The 22,821-nt window shown below is 37.1% G+C and carries 31 protein-coding genes; 14 read left to right on the forward strand and 17 right to left on the reverse strand.

What is annotated here, in order from left to right:
• Nucleotides 1-42: 42 nt before the first annotated feature.
• Entirely contained in the window at nt 43-912 is an 870-nt protein-coding gene (locus FEE95_RS13025; protein WP_171037041.1) for an alpha/beta hydrolase, read from the forward strand.
• A gap of 51 nt (nt 913-963) precedes the next feature.
• Here FEE95_RS13025 and FEE95_RS13030 read toward each other — a convergent pair whose 3' ends face one another.
• Entirely contained in the window at nt 964-1,377 is a 414-nt protein-coding gene (locus FEE95_RS13030; protein ID WP_138658408.1) for an EthD family reductase, read from the reverse strand.
• A 100-nt stretch (nt 1,378-1,477) separates the two neighbouring features.
• Here FEE95_RS13030 and FEE95_RS13035 point away from each other — a divergent pair, with 100 nt between their 5' ends.
• From FEE95_RS13035 to FEE95_RS13055, 5 genes are all read left to right on the forward strand, one after another.
• Nucleotides 1,478-1,681 carry a hypothetical protein gene (locus tag FEE95_RS13035; protein ID WP_138658409.1) on the forward strand — a complete coding sequence of 68 codons (204 nt, stop codon included), beginning with the start codon at nt 1,478-1,480 and terminating at the stop codon, nt 1,679-1,681.
• A 29-nt stretch (nt 1,682-1,710) separates the two neighbouring features.
• A complete protein-coding gene (locus tag FEE95_RS13040) occupies nt 1,711-2,526 on the forward strand; it encodes an adenylate/guanylate cyclase domain-containing protein (RefSeq protein WP_138658411.1) in 816 nt (271 codons plus the stop codon).
• Between the two features lie 79 nt (nt 2,527-2,605).
• The gene (locus FEE95_RS13045) at nt 2,606-3,046 is read left to right on the forward strand and encodes a nuclear transport factor 2 family protein (RefSeq protein WP_138658413.1); all 441 of its coding nucleotides are present in this window, start codon (nt 2,606-2,608) and stop codon (nt 3,044-3,046) included.
• A 94-nt stretch (nt 3,047-3,140) separates the two neighbouring features.
• Nucleotides 3,141-3,707, forward strand: a complete 567-nt coding sequence (locus tag FEE95_RS13050) for a hypothetical protein (protein WP_138658414.1) — start codon at nt 3,141-3,143, stop codon at nt 3,705-3,707.
• A gap of 99 nt (nt 3,708-3,806) precedes the next feature.
• Nucleotides 3,807-4,094, forward strand: coding sequence for a hypothetical protein (locus FEE95_RS13055; protein WP_138658416.1), 288 nt, complete (start codon nt 3,807-3,809; stop codon nt 4,092-4,094).
• A gap of 50 nt (nt 4,095-4,144) precedes the next feature.
• On the opposite strand, the gene FEE95_RS13060 is transcribed toward FEE95_RS13055, so the two are convergent.
• The gene (locus tag FEE95_RS13060) at nt 4,145-4,780 is read right to left on the reverse strand and encodes a class I SAM-dependent methyltransferase (protein WP_138658418.1); all 636 of its coding nucleotides are present in this window, start codon (nt 4,778-4,780) and stop codon (nt 4,145-4,147) included.
• Nucleotides 4,781-4,863: 83 nt separating this feature from the next.
• Nucleotides 4,864-5,754 carry a phosphatase PAP2 family protein gene (locus FEE95_RS13065; protein ID WP_171037042.1) on the reverse strand — a complete coding sequence of 297 codons (891 nt, stop codon included), beginning with the start codon at nt 5,752-5,754 and terminating at the stop codon, nt 4,864-4,866.
• 179 nt (nt 5,755-5,933) lie between these two features.
• Here FEE95_RS13065 and FEE95_RS13070 point away from each other — a divergent pair, with 179 nt between their 5' ends.
• The 6 genes from FEE95_RS13070 to FEE95_RS13090 all read left to right on the forward strand — a co-directional run bounded on the left by FEE95_RS13070 (nt 5,934) and on the right by FEE95_RS13090 (nt 9,841).
• A complete protein-coding gene (locus FEE95_RS13070; protein WP_238474572.1) occupies nt 5,934-6,503 on the forward strand; it encodes an RNA polymerase sigma factor in 570 nt (189 codons plus the stop codon).
• Complete coding sequence (locus tag FEE95_RS13075; RefSeq protein ID WP_138658424.1) at nt 6,503-7,039, forward strand: hypothetical protein; 537 nt, start codon at nt 6,503-6,505, stop codon at nt 7,037-7,039. The genes FEE95_RS13070 and FEE95_RS13075 overlap by 1 nt, the downstream gene beginning before the upstream one ends.
• Nucleotides 7,023-8,111, forward strand: a complete 1,089-nt coding sequence (locus FEE95_RS13080) for a hypothetical protein (RefSeq protein WP_138658426.1) — start codon at nt 7,023-7,025, stop codon at nt 8,109-8,111. The genes FEE95_RS13075 and FEE95_RS13080 overlap by 17 nt, the downstream gene beginning before the upstream one ends.
• A gap of 136 nt (nt 8,112-8,247) precedes the next feature.
• A complete protein-coding gene (locus FEE95_RS13085) occupies nt 8,248-8,910 on the forward strand; it encodes a hypothetical protein (protein WP_138658428.1) in 663 nt (220 codons plus the stop codon).
• Nucleotide 8,911: 1 nt separating this feature from the next.
• On the forward strand, nt 8,912-9,082 hold the full coding sequence (locus tag FEE95_RS22145) for a hypothetical protein (RefSeq protein WP_171037043.1): 171 nt from the start codon (nt 8,912-8,914) through the stop codon (nt 9,080-9,082).
• Nucleotides 9,083-9,118: 36 nt separating this feature from the next.
• Nucleotides 9,119-9,841, forward strand: coding sequence for a head GIN domain-containing protein (locus tag FEE95_RS13090; RefSeq protein ID WP_138658429.1), 723 nt, complete (start codon nt 9,119-9,121; stop codon nt 9,839-9,841).
• A gap of 187 nt (nt 9,842-10,028) precedes the next feature.
• Here FEE95_RS13090 and FEE95_RS13095 read toward each other — a convergent pair whose 3' ends face one another.
• From FEE95_RS13095 to FEE95_RS13105, 3 genes are read right to left on the reverse strand one after another with little or no spacing between them, the layout of a single operon-like run.
• The gene (locus tag FEE95_RS13095; protein ID WP_138658430.1) at nt 10,029-10,973 is read right to left on the reverse strand and encodes a hypothetical protein; all 945 of its coding nucleotides are present in this window, start codon (nt 10,971-10,973) and stop codon (nt 10,029-10,031) included.
• A gap of 10 nt (nt 10,974-10,983) precedes the next feature.
• Nucleotides 10,984-11,904 carry a YybH family protein gene (locus FEE95_RS13100; RefSeq protein WP_138658431.1) on the reverse strand — a complete coding sequence of 307 codons (921 nt, stop codon included), beginning with the start codon at nt 11,902-11,904 and terminating at the stop codon, nt 10,984-10,986.
• 34 nt (nt 11,905-11,938) lie between these two features.
• Nucleotides 11,939-12,439, reverse strand: a complete 501-nt coding sequence (locus tag FEE95_RS13105) for a Cif family virulence factor (protein ID WP_138658432.1) — start codon at nt 12,437-12,439, stop codon at nt 11,939-11,941.
• Between the two features lie 255 nt (nt 12,440-12,694).
• Between FEE95_RS13105 and FEE95_RS13110 the strand changes: the two genes are divergently transcribed.
• On the forward strand, nt 12,695-13,795 hold the full coding sequence (locus tag FEE95_RS13110; protein WP_212748434.1) for a sensor histidine kinase: 1,101 nt from the start codon (nt 12,695-12,697) through the stop codon (nt 13,793-13,795).
• Nucleotides 13,795-14,523 (forward strand): LytR/AlgR family response regulator transcription factor, encoded by a 729-nt coding sequence (locus tag FEE95_RS13115; protein ID WP_138658434.1) that lies wholly within the window; start codon nt 13,795-13,797, stop codon nt 14,521-14,523. The genes FEE95_RS13110 and FEE95_RS13115 overlap by 1 nt, the downstream gene beginning before the upstream one ends.
• A gap of 6 nt (nt 14,524-14,529) precedes the next feature.
• Here FEE95_RS13115 and hisIE read toward each other — a convergent pair whose 3' ends face one another.
• Genes hisIE through FEE95_RS13170 form a run of 11 tightly spaced genes read right to left on the reverse strand, consistent with a single transcriptional unit; the run spans nt 14,530 to nt 22,818 of the window.
• Nucleotides 14,530-15,129: a bifunctional phosphoribosyl-AMP cyclohydrolase/phosphoribosyl-ATP diphosphatase HisIE gene (gene hisIE / locus FEE95_RS13120; protein WP_138658435.1), complete on the reverse strand. Its 600-nt coding sequence runs from the start codon at nt 15,127-15,129 to the stop codon at nt 14,530-14,532.
• 4 nt (nt 15,130-15,133) lie between these two features.
• Nucleotides 15,134-15,844: an aspartate/glutamate racemase family protein gene (locus FEE95_RS13125; RefSeq protein ID WP_138658436.1), complete on the reverse strand. Its 711-nt coding sequence runs from the start codon at nt 15,842-15,844 to the stop codon at nt 15,134-15,136.
• A 9-nt stretch (nt 15,845-15,853) separates the two neighbouring features.
• The gene (gene hisF / locus FEE95_RS13130; protein WP_138658437.1) at nt 15,854-16,609 is read right to left on the reverse strand and encodes an imidazole glycerol phosphate synthase subunit HisF; all 756 of its coding nucleotides are present in this window, start codon (nt 16,607-16,609) and stop codon (nt 15,854-15,856) included.
• Entirely contained in the window at nt 16,609-17,127 is a 519-nt protein-coding gene (locus tag FEE95_RS13135) for a DinB family protein (protein ID WP_138658438.1), read from the reverse strand. The genes hisF and FEE95_RS13135 overlap by 1 nt, the downstream gene beginning before the upstream one ends.
• A complete protein-coding gene (locus tag FEE95_RS13140; protein WP_138658439.1) occupies nt 17,124-17,903 on the reverse strand; it encodes a 1-(5-phosphoribosyl)-5-[(5-phosphoribosylamino)methylideneamino]imidazole-4-carboxamide isomerase in 780 nt (259 codons plus the stop codon). The genes FEE95_RS13135 and FEE95_RS13140 overlap by 4 nt, the downstream gene beginning before the upstream one ends.
• 1 nt (nt 17,904) lies before the next feature.
• Nucleotides 17,905-18,330, reverse strand: a complete 426-nt coding sequence (locus tag FEE95_RS13145) for a GNAT family N-acetyltransferase (protein ID WP_138658441.1) — start codon at nt 18,328-18,330, stop codon at nt 17,905-17,907.
• Nucleotides 18,330-18,911: an imidazole glycerol phosphate synthase subunit HisH gene (gene hisH / locus FEE95_RS13150; protein ID WP_138658443.1), complete on the reverse strand. Its 582-nt coding sequence runs from the start codon at nt 18,909-18,911 to the stop codon at nt 18,330-18,332. Before hisH ends, FEE95_RS13145 begins: the two co-directional genes overlap by 1 nt.
• Entirely contained in the window at nt 18,912-20,051 is a 1,140-nt protein-coding gene (gene hisB, locus FEE95_RS13155) for a bifunctional histidinol-phosphatase/imidazoleglycerol-phosphate dehydratase HisB (protein WP_138658444.1), read from the reverse strand. It lies immediately after the preceding gene.
• A complete protein-coding gene (gene hisC, locus FEE95_RS13160) occupies nt 20,044-21,093 on the reverse strand; it encodes a histidinol-phosphate transaminase (RefSeq protein WP_138658445.1) in 1,050 nt (349 codons plus the stop codon). Before hisC ends, hisB begins: the two co-directional genes overlap by 8 nt.
• A complete protein-coding gene (gene hisD / locus FEE95_RS13165) occupies nt 21,090-22,373 on the reverse strand; it encodes a histidinol dehydrogenase (RefSeq protein ID WP_138658446.1) in 1,284 nt (427 codons plus the stop codon). The genes hisC and hisD overlap by 4 nt, the downstream gene beginning before the upstream one ends.
• The gene (locus FEE95_RS13170; RefSeq protein ID WP_138658447.1) at nt 22,366-22,818 is read right to left on the reverse strand and encodes a GNAT family N-acetyltransferase; all 453 of its coding nucleotides are present in this window, start codon (nt 22,816-22,818) and stop codon (nt 22,366-22,368) included. The genes hisD and FEE95_RS13170 overlap by 8 nt, the downstream gene beginning before the upstream one ends.
• Nucleotides 22,819-22,821 lie beyond the last annotated feature (3 nt).

A 22,821-nucleotide genomic window follows, 5' to 3' on the forward strand; every position in this document is an offset into this window, starting at 1 on the left:
TCGAGTTCTAAAAGTAAGACCAAACCTCTTATAATGGAACACATGAAAAAAATAGTAAAAATTACCAGCTGGACATTTTTAATACTTCTTCTTCCGGTCGTTGGTTATAGTATCTACGTATATCAATCGAGTCCATGGGTAAAGGCTTTGGCCAACCATGATGAATCTCAACTTTTCTATCGACCGACTACAAAAGTATACGACATAGATGATGTGGTATACTATGAATCCATTTTGGTGGTAGAAGATTCTTTAACCGTTTATGCCTATATATTTGAACCCGTTATACCACCAAAAGCGAAAATTTTTCTGATACATGGCAATAGTGGTAATGTAAGTACGAATGCTGAAGCCATTAAAGCTTTGGTGAATAATGGTTTTATGGTCTATTCTGTAGATTGGAGAGGCTATGGCAAGTCAACCGGAGTTCCAAGCTACCAGGGCATCTTGGCAGATACCGAAGAAGCATTTACCGACTTTTACGAAGGTAGCCCCATCGATAGTCTTAAAACCATAGTTTACGGTATGTCATTAGGTGGACAGTTAGCTGTTAAGATTGCAAAGGACAACCCATCCAAAATAGATGCATTGGTCCTTGATGGTAGTTTAGCTTCTGCACACAGTTTTATCGAAGACAATGTGGAAGGTTCTGTATTATCGTTGCTAATGAAAAAGCCCGAAGACTACAATCAAGATTATGTTGCCGTTAGAGACATTGTTGACATTGAAAACATGCCCAAATTAATTATTCATAGTAAGACGGACAGAGCCGTTCCTTTTAAACGGGGTCAAAGTATTTATGATGCCGCCCAAGAACCCAAAGAATTCTGGGAAACTGATACCGAACATATTAGAACGTTACAAGATTTAACGAAGGAGACTATTGAGAAGTTGGAGGCTTTAATTCAATAACGCTTCTTTATACTTCGAACCTCGTACCTTGTACCTCTTATCTTATTACCCTTAATCCGCACTAACCACCTCACTAATCTGGAGCACCGGTTGAATATTCGTATAGTTGGGCACATCGGCTCTGAGTGCTTCTGAATGCGTACCCATTTGAGTCTGACAGGTCGCCATATCAGGAAAATAAAAGTAACCGACAGCTACATAGGGTGCTGGAGAATCGGGCGCACCGCCGCCAAGTCCCTTATCAATGACCATGGCCTTTAACTTATCACCAAATAAATCTGCTGCCATGGGCATATGATTATTGGTATAGTAGTCCATATCAAAGGTATTGCCTTCGCCATTCGGGTAAAAGATGGCCACTTTGATCATGCCTTCTTCGATTTTAGACTCCCCTGAAGATTCAAATTTTGTGAAACCGTATAGTAATCCGGTAACTATAACTAAGAGCGTAATTTTTATTTTCATTGTTTGATTGATTAAACGATTGAACTCTAAAGATAGGAGAAAAGTAAAGACTAAAGAATAGGTGTTATATTTATACGAACCCTATCAAGATATTGGCATCATGAATTTCAAAAATCGCAGAAGGTGGAAAATCATACGAGACTATTGTATTGGCTGGACCTTGGCCTTTATTTTTCTCTGTATTGTTCGCGGCGAGGGTACAGAAGAATTGGGTTCGGTAAATATTGAGTTTTGGGATTTTATTTGGTACTCTTTTCTTATTGGGCCCATATTTGGCAGTATATCTGTTATGCCCAGATACTAACGGAAGAACGGGGTTACAAAAGATTGTCCTTGGGCAAATTATCACTCATCCGTATTGTTTTTGTGATGGCTTTTTTGGCTGCTCTCTTCGTATTCGGTTATTTCGTTACCCAACCCGATGTTAGCTTTCTACAATTCGTTTTTGAGCCTGGTAGTTTTGCCATGTTCGTTTATATCGTTGCTGTTGATTTTTTTATGCTCTGTTTGCGTCAGGTCAACCTTTTTCTAGGCAAAGACAACCTCACCAAGCTAATACGTGGAGATTTTTATACCCCGCGGGAAGAAGAACGCATTTTTATGTTTTTGGATCTTCAGGGTTCTACCACACACGCGGAAAACTTAGGGCATATTACCTACAGTAAATTGATTCAAGATTGTTTCAATGAACTGGGCGTGGTAATTGAAAATGAAGCGGATATCTACCAATATGTGGGCGATGAAGCCATTCTTACTTGGAAACTCCGTGAAGGCCTACGAAACCAAAATTGTATACAAGCTTATTACAATTTCAAAAGTAAACTTCAAAAAAAGGAGAAATATTATATGGACACCTATGGGTGTATGCCCCATTTTAAGGCAGGTTTAAACTCCGGTATTGTTACGGTAACCGAGATAGGAAAGTATAAAAAGGAGATTGCCTATCATGGTGATACCATTAACGTTGCCGCTAGAATTCAGGCAAAATGCAATGTATTGAATCGAGAATTACTAGTGTCGGAAAATCTAGTAAATCAATTGAAAGATACCCCCATTAACTTTGAAAAAATGGAGAGTATTGAACTCAAGGGGAAAGAACAAAAAGTGCTCATTCATGCTGCTCATCTAGAACCGCACTTAGGAAATTAACCCGCCCTACCTTAGCGCATCATTGGTTAATCCCTGTAATTATTGTAGTTTTAAAATCCATCGTCAAAACCCTTTTATCATGAAAAAGTCAAACCCATTAATTCTCATGTTTGTTGTTTTATTTTCTATCTCGACCTATGGTCAAGATGATAAAGCTGCAGTGCAATCCGCTCTTGAAGATTATGTCAATGCATTGTATGAAGTCAAGCCCGAATTGATTGAGCGCAGCGTTGATACCACCTTACGAAAAATAGGATATTGGTATGATGATAAGTCAAGTGCATATCGAGACAACCTACCCATGACCTACCAGCAACTTTATGATTTGGCAGGTACATGGAATAAAGATGGTAATCGAACGACAAAAGATTCTCCCAAGACAATTGAAGTCCATGAAGTCAATGATAAAACTGCTACAGGCAAGCTAACTGCCGAATGGGGAATTGATTTGTTCCATCTCGCCAAAGTCAATGGCCAGTGGAAGATTATGAATATTATTTGGCAAAGCGTACCAAAATAAAAAATACGAGGTACAAAATACGAAGCTTGAAATACGGAGCTTGAAATACGGAGCTTGATACAGAAGTAAACTAAAATAAATCACAAATAAGCTATTGAAACTATCCTTATCAAAACTACTTGTCTTGGGCGTTGCCCTTGAACTACTGATTTTTGTTGTTTGTTATTTGTTACATCCTGAAATTGAGGAAACGTTTCGCTTTGCGGCACGCTATTCAGGTCGTTTATCTGCTGTCGTTTTTCTATTTGCTTTCTATGGATATGCCATTGCATTTCCAAAACCTCTAGACGAAAACAAGAAAGTCCGAAATCTAATCAAACTTTTTGCGGTATTGCATCTCATTCATTTTGGTTTTTTGGCAACGAATATCTATTTGAATGACATTGAATTAGTCCCTGTCAAATTACTTGGAGGTGCTTTGGCTTATTTGATGATTGTTTTAGCACCTTTTGCTTTACATAAATTAGGGCGTCCGTTGCAATTGCTGTATTTCTATTACGTAGCGATTGTAATGACTGTTACCTATATTGCCCGAGTTCAAGGAGACTTCGAAGGCTCTGAACCGTATTGGTTGCATTATGCAATGCTCGGCGTTTTTGCAGTCGCTATGCTGGCATTTGGGATTCGTATGTGGAAATCAAGGAAAAGTAATAAAAACTAACTGGTGAACATTTATCTATTTGTAGCTGGGGTCTTATGTTTCCTTTTGGGAATTGTACACTCCATTCTGGGAGAAATTTTGATTTTCAAAAACAAAAGGGTGAAAGGAAAATTAGTTCCGACTCAAGGAAGTACCGAATTGAAGGAAAGTCATATGCGAATTACTTGGGCGACTTGGCATTTAGCCTCTGTTTTTGGTTGGGGTATTGGAGCGATTCTGATTAAGACATCACAAGAACAAAATGGGGAAAGCTCCGATTTTATCGTTCAGCCTATTATGTACGCTATGTTCTTCGCGTCGCTTTTGGTTTTGATTGGAACCAAGGGAAAACATCCTGGCTGGGTCGTACTTCTAATCATCGGAATACTACTAATTCTAGGTAATTAATTGCATACTTGTCTAGTTCATCAATAAATACATCTTTTAGAATCTTTTGACTATTTACTTTTACGAGCGGCTATAAAATATTCCGTAGCGGGCTTTTCGATTAAAACTCCAGATTCGATTGTCTTAAATCCACTCTTTGTAATTGCTTTTTCAAGTTCTGCAATCTTGAAGAATCGGATATACGGAAGTATCTTTATTTTTTTTAGTAGGAACAGTATACCACCCGATAGAACCCCAATAATTGTTCTCTTTTCCTTTAAACATGCTGTTGACGTGATAAGAAAACCATCTGGTTTCAATAAGTCGTTGATTCGCTGCAATACTTTTTCGACATCTTCAAAATAGAGCAGAATATTAAAGGCCAAAATGATATCGAAACTACCTTCTTGAAACTTTTCATCAAAAAGGTTTGTTTGTGAAAAGGTAATATTCTTAGCGGCATTTTTCAATGCCAAATGTTCGGCAACAGCAATCATTTCAGAAGAAGTATCGAAGGCATGAATAGACTTGACCTTATCGGCGAACTCAAAAGAATACAGTCCTGTGGCGCAAGCAAAATCCAGAACAATAGCATCGGGCTTTAAAAACTTTGGAGTTCTTTTTAAAATTTGCTCGAAAGTCTTATCCTTGGCCTTCTTATCGTAATTCTTTGAACGCTTGTTCCAAAATTTTTCAGGATTGTTCATCTCCTTTTTAATATTTGCGACTACTGTACAAAGGTCAGACGAGTAAAGAGAAATATACTTAACTTAAGACAAGAAATTGAGCCCTAATCCGTTTTTGTATTCTTCCACTCCAATTTGGCGGCTTTCAAATCCTTTGAAAAAATAGGATTAGACCACATAGCAGACAGCATGCCATGGGCTAGTACCCGGGCCGCTTCTTCATCGCTAGGATAGTGAATGCCCATAATTTCCCTAGACTCCCCTATTTCGTAAGCTAATTCCAAAAATTCCTGTCGTTTTTCCGGAATCAATTCGCTCCAAGCAAAGGCTTGAATATAGGCCCACAAAGTGTGTCCACTAGCGAACGAAGGCGACGACATGATGGCTAAGGGTGTGAGCTTTGACTCTAGAACATAAGGCCTTGGCCGCAACAAATGATATTTGACCGTGAATTCCATAATTCGCATGTCTTTTGTAATCCCTTGCATGAATTTAAAAGTAGAAGGATAATTCTCCTCAGTACACTGGTCCCCCATAATGGTTCTTCCTTCAAAAAAAAGATGTTGCTTATTCTGCTCGTAGCCTGGGTGGTCTTTCTTTACATTGATATGGGGCCAATACCCAACTGGTGCAAGCACTTCGGCTGCCCGAACTTCTTGAGTTTTAGTACGTTTTATTTGCCAATTCAAAAGAAATTCCAGTTCAGCTTTGGTCTGTTCAGAGCTATTCGCAGGCTGTTTTAAGGAGTTTTTTAAATCATCTATTTGGTTTTGCGATAAATAAGCAGGACTCATCATCGTGTACAATAATGCTACGGAATTATATTGACTCGGTAGAAAAGCAATACTGTCTAACTCAGTCCGGGACATGCTGGGGGCACCATCCAATTTTTGAAATTCCATGTAATGGTTTGAAGCAGGCTCCAACGGATGGATTTCCTGTGAGAAAAGTGAAGTGTATTGTATTAAAATTAAAAGAAAAAGTATTTTTTGCATGATGTACTGTTTCAAAGCATTCATTTGACTAAATACAAATTTACGATATTAAGTCACTTTAAGTTTGGCTTAAAAGCGACCTGAACTTTCACCTTCGTATTTCGCGAACCGTGAACTTTTTTTATTCCTTCGTGCAACTATCCTAACTTCGTATTGTCTTTAGTATTGAATTTAAATTGTTGAGAGGCAGAATCCAACTGAAACCATTGGAAACCGATATACGTTTTACGCATAAAGCACTAGTTGAAAAGTGCAAATCTGGCCATAGTAGCTCGCAGTACGAGTTATACGAGCTTTATGTGGATGCTATGTACAATATTGGCAGACGGATGTTGAATTCAAAGGAAGATGCTGAAGATATTGTACAAGAGAGTTTTGTTTCGGCCTTTAAAAATCTTAACAGTTTTAATTATGAAAGTACGTTCGGCGCTTGGCTCAAACGTATTGTCATCAACAAAAGCATTAACCATTTGAAGAAAAAACAGCTTCCAGTAGTTCCGATGGAAGTGCATGAGTTTCATTTGTCGGAAGATAGTCCGGAGGAAAAAGTAGATGCAATGGATATCAAAAAAGTAAAAGTAGGTATCGGGCTACTCCCCCCAGGGTATAAACAAATTATCAACCTATACCTGATTGAAGGGTATGACCATATTGAGATCGGAGAAGTATTGGGCATCAGCACATCTACCTCCAAATCGCAATACCATAGAGCAAAGAAAAAACTAGTTGAAATTATTAACGCATTGTAATGGACAATTTTGAAAAACACATACGGGAGAACGCTTCGGAGTTCGATGAGCATAAAGCGGACCGTTCCAAAATGTGGGCAAAGATTTCCCAAGAACTGGAAGTTCAAGAACCGAAAGTGATTCCCCTTTGGAAATCACCTATGCTCCGCATTGCAGCTTCCCTACTCTTATTATTAGGCCTTGCTGGTTTTATTGGGAAGCAAGTCTTTGGAAGTTCCGTAGAAACGCAATATGCATCCAAAGAGCTTTTGGATATTGATATGCACTATAAGAGCTTGGTTTCATATCAAGTTAAACTAGTACAGAACAACCCAAACCTATCCAATGAAGATAAAACGGAGTTTTTATCCTTTATGGATGAGCTTGATGCCGAATATGAGCAATTGCGTATAGAGATGCAAAACAACCTAGATAATGAAAGGGTTTTGGAGGCAATCGTTTCCAATTACAAACAGCGTATAGAACTGATTGAAAATCTATTGAAACAGATAAACAATTCTAAATTAAATGATGATGATTATGGATACACTTTGTAAAAAGCTGCTTTGGGTAGCGCTGGTGATGGTTCTCGGGCAGTCCGTCACCGCACAGGAAAAAGTATCTAAAAAGATAACGAAGACCTACGCCATGACCGATGCCGGTAAATTGAACCTGGAAAACAAATATGGAAACATTACAATCAATGGATGGGATAAAAACGAGGTATCCGTAGCGATTTCCATTGAGGTAAACCATCGAAAAAAGGAAAATGCGGAAGCTTTATTGAAGCGTATCCAGCCTATAGCCAGGGATGGTGAGGAATTTGTATCCTTAGGTTATGAGATTCTTGAAAAGAAAACGGGATGGTTTGCCCGCCTAATTGACGAAGCTAATCCCTTTGATTACGACCGTAGTAATATACAAATCGATTATACCATATATATGCCTGCAAAAGCGGAATTGAAGATTACCAATACTTTCGGGGATGTTCTTATCGAAGATTGGACGGGTAAACTAAAAGCCCTAATCGAACACGGCGATGTTTGGCTCAGCGAGGATTTAAACAAAGCTGATTTTACTATGCGTTATGGGAAGCTTCGTGCCCAAAACATTAGTTATGGTAGTGTGGACATTAAAAATGGAGAACTTGATATAAGAGATTCCAAAAGCCTACGTCTAAACAGTAATGGTAGCGATATTGCCATGGATGCGGTTACTTCACTCGAAATCTATTCAAATAAAGATAATATAAGTATGAATGAAGTAAGTACGATGTTCGGTACGCTGAAATTCTCCACACTAGAATTAGATTATTTAACCAAAGAAGCAGATATGACTTTGAAAATTGCAGATTTTCGGGTGGGAAATATTACGAACAGCGATGTAAATATTGCCATTAATCAAGAATCCTCTGAAATCAGTTTAAATGTAACTGACTTTTCTCATCAATTCGATGCTACCTTAGAACAAGGCTTGGTGCGTATGCCGAAGTCTTTCGATAACATCGATTCAAAAATGTTGGATAAGGGTAAAAAGCTAAGGGAAATCAAAGCTACCTATGGAAATAGTACCCAAGGTCGTATTTCAATTAGGGGTAAAAAGGGTGTGGTACTATTAAAAGAACTGTAGCATTTCTTATCATAAGTCAAGTTAAAAAACCCCCAGAAAATCGAATTTAGCGTAAGCTTATAAAATTTAACACGTGAATATGCAACTTTTCAGAAAATCATTTGTCTATCTAAGTAATCAATCAAAACATAACACTATGAACAATCAAAAATCAATTTTTACACTTTTATTCTTCTGCCTTGTATTTATAGGTTTTGCGCAGGAGGAGGAAAGTGATTACGTAGAATTCAATGACCGCAACAATGTTGTACATGGCGTTTATTTGGGTTTGAACTTTGCCTTGGGGGAAGTTGATGACAAAGACACTTATATGGGCGGACTCAAAGTCGCTTATGTCGCTAATCAACAATTTGAAGTGGGTTTCGCGGGTAAATTCATCTATTCAGAACAGAATATATTTAACACCCGAACAAGTGAAAATGAAGATTTAATAGGAGGTTATGGAGGATTACATTTAGAACCAATTCTATTTAGTAAATCGAAAGTGAACTTATCTTTTCCATTATTAATTGGTGCGGGCGCCGTTGGTTATGTCGACCGTGATTTGATACGAGCTGAAGAAGATGTAAATCTTGACGACGATGACGTAGCGCTACTGTTCGTGCTGGAACCAGGTGTGAGTGCATTATTCAATATCAACAGATATCTTCAATTGGAAGCAGGTGTGAAATACCGCTTTTCAAACAAAATTGACCTTTTCGAGAGTCCAGTAGAACGCATAAATGGTTTTTCAGCGGGCATTGGTATAAAAGTGGGCGTTTTTAATTTGGGAAGAAATAGATATAAAAAGAAACTATAAGATGAAGAATAAAAATAGTATTGCCAAAAGCTTTCATGCTGCAATTAAAACCCAGCATGTCTATATCGAAAACGAACAGGTCTTTCTAAAAAAGAATAATCAGGAAACCTTCATGGAAGAGACAAATGTAGCCGAATGGTTTCCGACAGATTTCAAATGGATTCCAGTTTAATCTAGAGAATTATCAATCACTATAAAATCAATCAAAATGAAAACAAAATCAATAGTAATCATACTTTTCCTAGGATTAGGACTTTTAACTTCCTGCGACCATGATACCATTCGAGCTTCGGATGAAGTAAGTTCGCTTGACTATTCCATTCCAGAATATTCTACTGTAAAAGTTTCAAATGCATTTAATACCAGAGTTACTTTTTCAGATACCGAAGAAAGCATTCGTATTGAAGCTAACGAGAATCTTCATGATCGAATCATCGTTCAGCGAGAAGGAAGTTCTTTGGTCATTCGACTTAAGAAGTTTACCAGTGTCCGTGGTAATGCTACTCTAAATGCATATATCGTTACTAAGGACATTTCAAAGTTTGATATTAGCGAAGCTTCAAAATTAATTTTAGAAAATCTTTGGGATACTGAAGATGGGCGGATTGAACTTTCGGGTGCTTCGAATTTCACTGGGGAAATAGCCACAAAACATCTAAACTTAGACATGAGTGGTGCATCTAGTCTAGACCTTTATGGAAATTCAGTTTCCCTAGATGCAGATCTTTCGGGAAGTAGTGACATTCGAGATTTTGATTTATCGGTGAAAGATTTAAAAATAGAAATGTCAGGCGCTAGTGAAGCTTATCTTTCGATTAGCGAATCTATTGATATCAGGGCTTCTGGTGCTAGTTCTTTAAAATTCAAAGGAGATGCCAAGATTACATACAAACGTCTATCTGGCGCCTCAGAAATTGTAAAAATTGATTGATGATGATTGGTTAGATCATGGTTTGAAAATGCCGCTATTTTTAGATAGCGGTGTTTTTGTTTGAACAATATGCAAAATGCTGAAGGCTTATTTTCAAAAATTTGTTCGGTAAGTCTGAAGCTAAAAAATAGAAATTAAGGATTGGTTGTCAAAATTAAAAATAATCTTCGACAGATTTTCGAGTCCATTATAACTGTTTTTCAATGGGTGAACTGTTGTAGATTACTTTATTAATCTTCAATTCGTTTAAGAAAACTTCAAAAACGAACAAATTCTTTGTTCTAAATTCTCTAGGTGTAGTTTCATTTTTTGGATGAAAAGTGCCCCTAACCTCGCCTCTCATTATGACTAGGCTCCCTAGCCGTTCGAACTCAAAAATTTCATGTTTCATTTTTACTACACCCAGTTCCTTCTGGTTTTTTAAGAAATTGCCAAGTGCCTTTGTTCCGATATTTAGTTCATAACCAGGAGCCATGTGTACTACATCATCAGCATATACTTTAAGTTGTTCTTCAACTGAAATTTCAGTATCGTCCAAAACAACCAATATCTCTTCTATCTGGTTTTTTAAATTTCCTTCATCTAGTCGTACAAAATGACCTTCGTAAAATAGTCCTGTTGGATTGTCGGAAGCATCGAATTGAACCGATTTCATGTGATACTCATTTTTGCTAATCCATCGGTAATTGTACACACGGTAAGTATCTTTTGGTTCACCTTCAAAAAATATCTTTAGCGTAATATCTCCATTTTTAGAAATGCTTCCCTCTCCAACTCCAGCTCTTAGTTCACCGAAACTTGACAGATGATTGATTTTTTTGGTTACTGGATTATATGACCAAAAAATATGCCCGTTGGGTTCTGGTCCATCAATTATGGAAAACAAGCTATTTGTTGTATTAATTTGTGTGGAAATAGTATGATGCTTGGGTATAGCAAGCGTATCGGTAGAATTTCCCCAGTTTTGTATCCATTTATTATCCTTAAGTGTCCATTCACCAATGAATTCTTTAAATGGATTCTTTACCATGTTGACTTGATTCAATCCGTTGGTATCAAAGGAAATTATCTCTTTTTGAGAAAAGCTCTTTGTCATGAAAAGCAAAAAGATAGTTACAGTGAAATATTTCATACGACTTTATTTATTCTTTGGGAGAAGCTGGCACACTATGATTGATCATTTGTCTATAAATTTTGATGGAACCATCTTCCATTTTTTTATACAATGTCAATCCTTTACCCTCAATATATGAGGGTTGTCCTTCCCAAGTCCAACCAACATAATATTCACCAAACTTCAATGCGTATTTACCCATATCAATGACCTTTACACTTTTTGTCATCAATGAATCCATCTGAAAGTCAGGATTGTAGTGCGCATCAAAATAGGCTGCTATTTTATCCTTACCAACAAAAGGTGGGTCATAATAGGTCATGTAGGTAGCGTCGTCAGCATAGGTCTTCATTTGGCGTTTTGAATCACCAGTAAATACCGCATCATATACAAATTTTCGGATTTCTTCGATGTCTTTTTCCCATTTGGTGCTAGGCTTTACTGCTTTAGAATCCGATACGGGAACCGAAATAAAATTCAAGTTCTCAGTCTCAAAATAGTTTGAAGCCCCCCAAATATGTGCCATGATTTTCGGGGGATTATCACTGTCAAATTCCCAGTAAGTCAAATACTTTCCGACATATTGAAAATCTTTGCCACTTGGAGTTTTATAAAGATGTTCAAATGTGCCCAACTCAACAAAATATTCACCCAACGGAAGTATCTCAAAGGCTTCTTTAGAGAATTTTGAGGTACTGGTCTTTTCAAAAAATTTACTATAGTATGCAGAGATTTTTGACTTGCCAATAAGCGATTTATGGTATTCCGGAAGCAACGTTGCCTCATCACAGAATAAGGAGAGAGTGTTTTCCAAAGACTCTGATTTCAATGCTTCAACCAATTTTTGGCTTTGTTGGCTGACTTGCCGTTCTTTGTTATCTGTTTGTTGAAAGGCCAGTACATTTTGGGATAAGACAAGTATGCACATAATTCTAACTAAAATTCTCATGTTCTTCTATTTAAGGATTCAATTCATGTAAGTTTTAGTTCGTCGGCTCTTCATAAGGCTGAATAATCTCATGAATCGTAGCCCAGCCTGTAGGGCTTTCATCATAGCGCTGTAAAATCACCAAAGTTCTGCCTCGGAATATAAATGGTTCATCCCCATTTTTTGGAATAAGGCGAAGACCAAAGAGCATCTGTTTTATGACCATATCTCCTTTGTGTATGAATAGCTCTTCCTTCTTATCATTTAAAAATTCAAGATCAAAGTTGGCCATAGTATCACGAAGCCCTTCTAAAACAGCCTCGCGGCCTACTTTTAGATTATTATAACCCAATGCCTTGACCACCTCAGGGTGGTGGTACAATTTTATGGTTTCCACATCTCCACTTTTAAAGGCCTCCCTAACTGCAAGTCCCCCGGCATTGATTTGTTGGACAATTTCCTCTTCCATAGTTGTATTTTGGGAATAACAAGTGTTATTAATGTTTAGGAGAAAAAAGAGAATGGGAATTCCGATGACTTTGTATATACTCTTCATTTGTTAGATACTATTGGTTCATTCCAAATAAAATAGATATTCGGCTTAACAAAAAATAACATTGTCTTTAGGTTGCGGATAATTGACAAGGGGTAACATATTGATTATATCCTGGGAAAAAATGAAAGATTAATCTGAAGGATTACCTTTTGTCATCTAAAGGTTACCTGTTATCAATTTCGTAACAAAAAGAAAAGAGAGCTACTTTGTTTTTGAGTAATTTTATATAAAGTATAGTACGGTTTGATTGAAAAAGTGAAGTTGTTTTTTGTTCGGTACAAATTATACCATCTGATTTTTTGGTTTTTCTACCACTATTTCTGGTGGGCATTAACAAGCGGAAGTGCTATAGAAGCAGCCAACAATATTTTCTTTTCCGATTATACCATTAAGTTTTTGTTCTATGTTGGAATGCAAGCTTTGGGTGTTTACTTTAACCTTTACTATTTAATTCCGAAATTCTTACAGAAAGGAAAATACCTTGTCTATATTCCAGCACTCATATTGACTGTTCTTTTTACATCTTTTGGAATCATAGGTGGATACCATCTAAACGCCGCCGTTGTTGGAGTACCTTTTCAAGAACTTTTTAAGATTGCTCCAACGGAGTACTTTCTTCTTTTCAAGAGTAATGCCTTGCCTTCCACCCTGGCCAGCATGACGCTAGCCATGAGCGTTAAATTGGCCAAAAACTGGATGGCTTCAGAAAAAAGAAGAAATGAGGTGGAAAAGGAAAATTTGAAAACAGAACTTAAATTTTTACGCTCTCAATTTAATCCACATTTTCTATTCAACACCATTAACTCAATTTTTGTATTAATAAATAAAGACCAAGACAAGGCCTCAGATTCATTAGCTAAGTTTTCAGAATTATTACGGTATCAATTGTATGAATGTAATGAACCTTTTATTAATCTAGATAGGGAACTAAATTATTTAGAAAACTTCATAGAACTACAAAAACTAAGACAAGATCGTACAAAATTTGAACTGCATGTAGAACTTGACATTGCTGGGAATTACAATTTGGAAATTGCACCCTTTATACTCATGCCCTTTGTCGAGAACGCCTTTAAACACGTTTCTCACTATAAGTCGACTAAAAATTGGATTGACATTAAATTAAATCTCATAGAAAAGGAGCTAGTATTCTATGTCGAAAACAGTAGGAATATTTTAGAAGTGAGTCGTGAAAACGATACTAGCGGCATTGGCCTCAACAATGTAAAACGCCGTTTAGAATTATTATATCCTAATGCCTATGCCTTAGACATTGTTAAGGGTAACACCAAGCACAATGTGCAACTACGATTACAATTAAACAAAATGCGAATCGAAAAAAACCGAATAGCCTAATGCGACCTATCAATTGTGTTGTTATTGACGACGAGCCATTGGCGAGGGAAGGCCTTATTAATTACATACAGAAAATCGAATTTTTAACCTTTATTGGTGAAGGTAGTGATCCTACGGACTTATTTGCCATAGAGAAAAATCAATCTCCCGATTTGATTTTTATGGATATTCAAATGCCTACGATGACAGGAATTGAATATTTGAAATCTACTAAAAACCGACCTATGGTCATTATTACAACGGCCTATCCAAGTTACGCCTTAGAAGGTTTTGAATTGGATGTTTTGGACTATATGGTAAAGCCCATAACCTTTGAGCGATTTTTTAAGGGAGTATATAAGGCAAAAGACTATTTTTCGATAGGTAAGGGAGAAACTAACCCTCTTAGCTTTAATGCCAAACCTGACTATTTTTTTGTGAAGTGCGATTCCGTTTTTGAAAAAATCTTTTTTAATGATGTAGCATATGTACAGGCCTTGCAGAACTACGTGATTATTTATACTTCCCATGGCAAATTTATGCCTTTGCTTACGATGAAGCGCATGGAAGAACTCTTAGGAAGCGAAAAGTTTATTAGAGTTCACAAATCATACTTAGTAGCGGTGGATAAAATCCGTTCTATAGAAAGTACCCGAATAAAATTAGAAGGTGCAGAAATTCCTCTGAGCCGAAACTACAAGGATGCTGTTTTTAAAAAAGTACTTGATAAATCCCTTTTCAAAAAGTAAGATGAACTAATTGTGTCTTTTCTTCAATTCAGTTTCGATATCCTTTAGCGAAAAACCCTTTGCTTGTAAAAGAATAAGATAGTGAAAGAGCAAATCAGCACTTTCATATAGAAAGAGTTCGTCATTATCATCTTTTGCTTCAATAACCGTTTCTACCGCCTCCTCGCCTACTTTTTGTGCAATTTTATTAATACCTTTTTCAAAAAGTGATGCCACATATGATTTACTACCATCGGCAGAAGTTCTTCTTTGTTCAATAACGGATTCTAATTGTGATAAGAATCCGAAATTAGAGGTGTTTTCTTCATTCCAACAAGTATCGCTTCCAGTATGACACGTTGGCCCTTGGGGATTCACAGAAATTAACAAGGTATCGTCATCACAATCATTTTTGATATCCACCAAGTTTAAAAAATTGCCACTCTCCTCGCCTTTCGTCCATAAACGTTTCTTTGAGCGACTGAAAAAAGTCACCTTTTTAGTTTCCCGAGTTTTATCAAATGCCTCCTGATTCATGTAGCCCAACATCAATACATTCTTGGTTTGCGCATCTTGAATGATTGCTGGTACGAGTCCGTCTGAATTTTTATTGAAATCTATTTCCATCGTATTACTTGGTTTGTGTCATTTCTGCCAAAGCAAAATCCACAGCAGCCTGAGCATGAATCTTAGTAGTATCAAAAACGGGAATGTCACAATCTTCCGATTGAATCAATAACGGGATTTCAGTACAGCCTAAAATAGCTGCTTCTGCGCCATTACTTTCTGATTTCTTGATGATTTCAACGTACTTAGCCTTTGAATCCTTAGAAATAATCCCTTTCGACAATTCATCATAAATTACCTGATGAACCGTATCCCTATCTTCCGAAGATGGTATCAATACTTCAATTCCAAATTGTTCTTTTAAAATATCCTTGTAAAAGTCTAACTCCATAGTATATTTTGTACCTAGTAGCAATACTTTTTGAATTCCTTTATCCTGTATTGATTTGCCCGTTGCTTCTGCTATATGTAAAAGCGGAACATTTATGTTCTCTTTGATTTTATCAGCAGATAAGTGCATTGTATTTGCGCACACCAAAATAATATCGGCACCCGCCGTTTCTAAACTCTTGGCAATTGTGGCCATTTGGGTATGTAGGGTATCCCAGTCGCCAGCACTTTGTTTCGCGGAGATATCCGCAAAATTTACCGATTCTATTAAACAACTACAAGAATATTTCCCGCCAAGCGCTTCAGAAACCATTGTATTTAAATATTCGTAATAAAGCTTGGTCGATTGCCAAGTAATGCCACCTATTAAACCTATTTTTTTCATAACTCCAGCTTATATTCTTACAGGAATTTTGTTTTCCTGTAATTCTTCTTTTAAATCCTTGATTTTTATCTCCTTAAAATGAAAAACACTAGCCGCTAGGGCTGCATCAGCCTTTCCTTTAATAAAGGTATCTGTAAAATGTTGCATATTTCCTGCTCCACCCGAGGCTATTATGGGAATATTCAACTCTGTAGATAGTCTTGCCAGCGCTGCATTCGCAAATCCGTCTTTAGTACCGTCATTATCCATGGAGGTAAATAAAATTTCACCAGCACCTCTCTTCTCTACTTCTTTAGCCCATGCGAACAAATCCAATTCCGTTGGGACTTTACCACCCACCAAATGAACAACCCATTTACCTTCAATTTGTTTCGCATCAATAGCAACGACAATACATTGGGAGCCAAACTTAGCCACCAAATCATTGATCAATTGTGGGTTCTTAACCGCAGACGAATTGATAGAAACCTTGTCCGCTCCGTTTTGCAATAAAACATCTACATCTTCGACAGATGAAATTCCACCCCCCACCGTAAACGGAATATTCACTTTTTCGGCCACACGAAATACGAGGTCGGCCAAAGTTTTTCGTTTTTGTTCCGTAGCTGATATATCTAGAAATACCAGTTCATCTGCACCTTCTCGACTATATATTTCCGCTAATTCTACGGGGTCACCAGCATCTCTCAAATCAACGAAGTTCACTCCTTTTACAGTGCGGCCATCTTTGATATCTAAACAAGGTATGATTCTCTTTGCAAGCACTAGTCCTCGTTTTTTATTTTTAAATCAATTCCGTCATAGAACCCAAGGTCTTTGTTTTTGAGCTGTTTTACCCAAAAAGCAATTTGACCCGTATGATAAGAATAATGTTCGACGGCATGCATTATGACACCAACACCTGAAAATGAAAACCCTTGCACCGATCTAATTTTTAAGAGTTGATCCAAGGAAGAATCGAAAATCACCCGCTTGGCTGTGTCTACGGTGCTTTCTAATTTTTCAAGTATTTCTGATTTAGTTCCACTTTTGTTTGTCTCAAACTCCAAGTCACGCTTTCGAATGTCTTCAGTTTCTCCAAGTGATGAGATGATGTACTGTGTGATATTTCCACATAAATGCAACATCAAATTGGCAATGCTATTTAGGGAATCGTTGGGCTTTTGCCATAATTCTTCCTCCGAAACATCTTCTAAGCTCTTCCGTATCATGCGTGTGCTTTCATCTATACGATATAAAGCATTTTTCACTAATTCATCGACTAGTTTCTCTTCCTTGGTCATATTGATATGATATATTTTTCCAACTGCTTTAGGCTGATTCTGTTTTCATAAATGGCTTTACCGATAATAGTTCCTTCACAACCTATTGCAGCTAATTTGGGAAGTTCATCAAAGTTTGATATTCCTCCAGAGGCTATTAGTTTGAGTTCTTTTTCAAAACCGTTCTCGGTGGAGCCTGTCCCGAGCACAGTCGAGGGGCTCGAACTGACCGATGCGATAATTTTTTTATATAATTCGAATGAAGGACCCTCGAGCATTCCATCTTTACTAATATCGGTACAAATTACATACTTAATTCCCTTGTTCTTATACGATTGAATAAAAGGAAGTAATTCCTCTTTAGATTCTTCTTGCCAACCAGAAACTGCAACCTTTTCATCCAAAGCATCTGCTCCCAAGATGATTTTATCCGGTCCATAGCTTTCAATCCAGCCTGTAAAGGTTTCTTTGTCTTTTACTGCTATACTTCCCCCTGTAATTTGATTTGCGCCGGACTCAAAAGCGATTCTTAAATCATCATCAGTTTTTAATCCGCCACCAAAATCAATATTTAAATTTGTATTTGTAGCGATTTGTTCTAAAACTTTGTGATTAACAATATGTTTGGACTTCGCACCGTCTAAATCAACCAAATGTAAATACTGGATTCCACTTGCTTCAAATTCTTTCGCAACTTCTAGTGGACGTTCATTGTATATCTTCTTGGTATCGTAATCGCCTTTCGAAAGACGAACGCACTTACCATCTATAATATCAATCGCTGGAATTATCCGCATATTAATCTAGTTTCTGTTTATCTCTGGACATCCACAATGGGGATTTTCCGATTTTTGTAAAGCCATATTTGTTATATAGTCCATGTGCATCTTTTGTTTTTAATGACAAGGTTTGTAGGCTTTGAATTGTTTCTTGGCTCAACATAAATTCTATCAATGCTGTCCCTAAGCCTTGACCCTGATATGCTGGACTGATAATTACGTCCATGATATTTCCATAAAAGGTGTAATCGGTTACAACTCTAGCAAAGCCGATCTGCGCGTTTTCATTTGTATACATTCCAAAACAAAAAGAGTTCTCAATAGTTCCTTTTGTTTGTTCTAAAGTTCTACCCTTTCCCCAATAAGCGTCGTTGGTCATATAACTCTGAATAAAATCAATGTCCAATAAATTCTTATCCACCGATATGTAAAAACCTTCTCTCATTACAAGTCCAAGAAATTCTTTAAAATCCGTTCTCCTACAACACTGCTTTTTTCTGGATGAAATTGCGTACCATAAAAATTATTCTTTTGCAAAGCTGCACTATAGCTTAATTCGTAATCTGCTTTTGCAATGGTTTCCTTACATACTGGTGCATAATAACTATGGACCAAATAGATGTGTTCATTTTCATTCACTTCATTGAACAAATCAGATGTAAGATTGCTAATCTGATTCCAACCAATTTGGGGAACTTTAACTTTTTTGGAAAACTTAATCACATCAACATCGAATATCCCCAATCCCTGAGTATTTCCTTCTTCCGAGGAATTGCACATTAATTGCATTCCCAGACAGATGCCTAAAACGGGCTGTTTTAATTCGGGTATGATTTTATCCAAACCACTAGCTTTGAGCTTGTTCATGGCACTACTCGCCTCTCCCACACCTGGGAAAATCACTTTGTCAGCTCTTCGAATTTCTTCAACATCTCTGCTTAAAACTGCCTCGCATCCCAAGCGTTTAATGGCAAATTTGATGCTTTGGATATTACCAGCTCCATAATTTATTATTACAATCTTCATCTATAAAACTCCCTTGGTACTTGGTAAAACCATCTTTTCAACATCTCTCTTAACAGACATTTTTATAGACTTTGCAAATGCCTTAAAAATTGCTTCTATTTTGTGATGTTCATTTTTGCCTTCTGCTTTTATATTCAAATTTGCTTTAGCCCCATCGGTAAATGATTTGAAAAAGTGCTGGAACATTTCAGTCGGCATGTCACCTACCATTTCACGTTTAAAATCAGTCTTCCATACAAGCCAGTTTCGACCCCCAAAATCAATAGCAACTTGCGCCAAACAATCATCCATGGGTAAACAAAATCCGTATCGTTCAATCCCTAATTTATTTCCAAGTGCAGTATGAAAAATCTCTCCTAAAGCAATTGCCGTATCTTCGATGGTATGGTGTTCGTCAACTTCTAAATCTCCATCTACTTGAATATCCAAATCCATCTGACCATGACGTGCCAGTTGGTCCAACATATGGTCAAAAAAAGCCAATCCTGTTTTGATATTGCTTTTCCCTGTTCCATCTAAATTGAGCTGAATCTTAATATCAGTCTCATTCGTTTTTCTATGAATTTCAGCTGTTCTGTTTTTTAACTTTAAAAACTCATAAATCTTTTCCCAATCATTATTTTCTAAAGCAATCACAACATCTAGTTCGTCTCTTTTTACCGTAATTTCACCCGTTCCTAGATTAGTGTTGTCATTAATAAAAATTCCCTTTGAACCTAAATTCTTTGCTAGTTCCATATCGGTTAGTCGATCTCCTATTACAAAAGAGTTGGTTAAATCATACTCCTCTGAAAAGTACTCAGTCAATAGTCCAGTACCCGGTTTTCTGGTATCCGCATTATCTTTTGGAAACGTTCGGTCTAAAAATACTTTATCAAAAACAACACCCTCATTTTCAAAAGATTTGAGAATGAAGTTATGTACCGGCCAAAAGGTTTCTTCTGGAAAGATGTCCGTCCCTAAACCATCTTGATTGGTAATCATTACCAGCTCAAAATCCAATTCTTTGGCAATTTTCCCTAAATAGGTAAAGGCTTTTGGATAGAATATCATTTTCTCAAACGCATCTATTTGTTCATCCACAGTTTCTTTGATGATGGTACCGTCACGATCAATAAAGAGTACTTTCTTTTTACTCATCACATATATTTTTTAAAACTTCAAGTAGTTTTTTGTTTTCATTTGGTGTTCCGACGGTCAGCCGCAATGTATTATCGCACAATGGCTGGGTACTTCTATTCCGGATGACGATACCGTTATCCAATAACTGTTTGTACCTCCTATTGGCATCATCAACTTTAACCAAAACAAAATTAGCATCAGAATGATAAATGGTTTTGACAAATTTGATCTGTGTTAAATCCCATAAAAGTCGGAATCGTTCTTCTTGAATCTCCAATATCTCAGATGCCACTTGTTTTATTGCTAAAACCCGTTCCAAAGCCTTTAGCTGTGTTAGTCCATTGATATTGTAAGGAGGCTTGATTTTGTTTAGAACGGCAATGATTTCCTTTGATGCAAAACAAATTCCCAATCGAATTCCAGCCATTCCGTATGCTTTGGACAAGGTTTGTGTCACAACCAAATTAGGAAAATCAGACAAGCGCGAAACCCAGCTTTCATTTGGTGAAAAATCAATGTACGCTTCATCGATAACCACTAAACCATTGAAGCTGGTCAATAGTTTTATTATACTTTCTTCCGAAATGCTGTTCCCAGTTGGATTATTGGGAGAGCAAATGAAAAGTAGTTTCGAATTATCATCCATTGCTTCTAGAATGGCTTCCATATTTGGCTGAAAGTCTTCATTCAACAGAACTTCCCGGTTTTGGATGGCGTTGATTCCTGAAAGAACCTTATACATTCCGTAGGTCGGTGGAAGCGAAATGATATTATCTTCTTTGGGTTCGCAGAAAGCTCTGAATATTAAATCTAATACTTCATCGCTTCCATTTCCTAAAAGGATATTTTCTGAACTCAACCCTTTTTGGTCTGCCAAAACAGCTTTTAAGCTTCGTTGTTGTGGATCAGGATACCGATTTACTCCACTCTCAAAGGGATTCTCATTGGCATCTAAAAAGACCATTTCGGAACTATCAGACACGTATTCGTCTCGTGCAGACGAATAGGGTTTTAGGCCCTTGACATTTTCTCGAATTATATTTTCTAAACTAAAACTCATTTCAAACTATTCAATCGTAAGGTTACGGCATTTTTATGGGCCTGTAAGCCTTCAGCTTCGGCCATGATTTCAATGGCATTCCCTATTTCTTGTATACCTTCTTTTGAAATCTTCTGGAAGGTCATGCTCTTCATAAAACTATCTAAGTTTACACCACTGTACTGCTTCGCGTATCCGTTTGTAGGTAAGGTATGATTAGTGCCAGACGCGTAATCTCCTGCGCTTTCTGGGGTGTAATTACCGATAAAGACAGAACCAGCATTGAACGTATTATGAATATAGAAATCTTCGTTATCGACACATACGATATAGTGCTCTGGCCCATATTCATTGATTAAATCAATTGCGGTTTTATCATCTTCAACATATATCAGTTTACTATTGGCCATTGCCTTTTCAGCAATCCGTTTTCTTGGTAAAAGATTGATTTGTTTATCCAATTCCACTTCGACGGCTACTAAAAAATCTATTGAAGTTGAAACTAAAATCACTTGACTATCTACCCCGTGCTCGGCTTGGCTCAATAAGTCTGAAGCTACGAAAGCAGCGTCAGCTGAATCATCAGCAACAACTAACAATTCACTCGGACCGGCAGGCATGTCAATGGCTACGCCATACTTTGTTGCAATTTGTTTTGCAACGGTGACATATTGGTTACCTGGACCAAATATTTTATAGACTTGTGGAATGCTTTCCGTACCAAATGTCATTCCAGCAATGGCTTGAATACCTCCAACTTTGAAAATATTAGTAACTCCACATAAAGCCGCGGTATATAAAATAGCGGGATTGATTTTTCCATCCGAATTAGGAGGTGAACATAAAACGATTTCTTTACAACCTGCTATGCTAGCAGGAACTGCAAGCATTAGAATTGTAGAAAATAAAGGCGCTGTTCCTCCAGGAATATACAAGCCAACCTTCTGGATCGGACGTTTTTCTTGCCAACATTTTACGCCTTTTGCAGTTTCTACTTCCACTTTATCTGTTACTTGAGCTTTGTGAAAACTTTCAATGTTTCCCTTCGCCAATTGAATAGAAGCTTTTAGTTCTTCTGACACCAAGTTTTGAGCTTCTTCTATTTCCTTTAAATCGACCACAAATGAATCCAAAGTAACACCATCAAACTTTTGGGTATATGTTCTTAAAACAGCATCTCCACCTGCTTGAGTCTCCTTGAAAATGCCATTTACTGTATCCTCAATGTCCTCGACGGACTGAGTGGGTCGCTTTAATACCTCACTCCAACTTTCTCTTTTCGGATTGTATATTTTATTCATTGCTTATGTCTTCAAAATTCATGAAATAATGGTACGCCTTGGGCTTATACCCTTGTCGTTCCCAAAATTTTTGCCCCTTTTCATTTTTCATATAGCAGTTCACTTCTGAACCTTTACAGCCTATTTCTTTGGCATACTTGAACATATAATCCATCATAAGTTGTCCTACGCCTCTACTCCGATATTCTTCTTTTATAAAGACATTATCCGGCTCTACGTGCTTGCCTGCATAGAGTTTATTCAATACCCAAATTCCACAAATACCAATCAATTCTTCAGAATCATAGACTCCTATGCATTCATAGCCTCCCATGGATAACATGTCTTTAAGTCTTTCTTTAAGAACTTCGTACCGAATTTTCTCATTATTGAGCAAAAAAACGAGTGGCAAAATAGATTCCATATATTCATAAGGAATTAACTCTATTTTAAAATCGGAATTCATATA

The sequence above is a fragment of the Maribacter algarum (ex Zhang et al. 2020) genome (assembly GCF_005885635.1).
Lineage (GTDB): Bacteria > Bacteroidota > Bacteroidia > Flavobacteriales > Flavobacteriaceae > Maribacter_C > Maribacter_C algarum.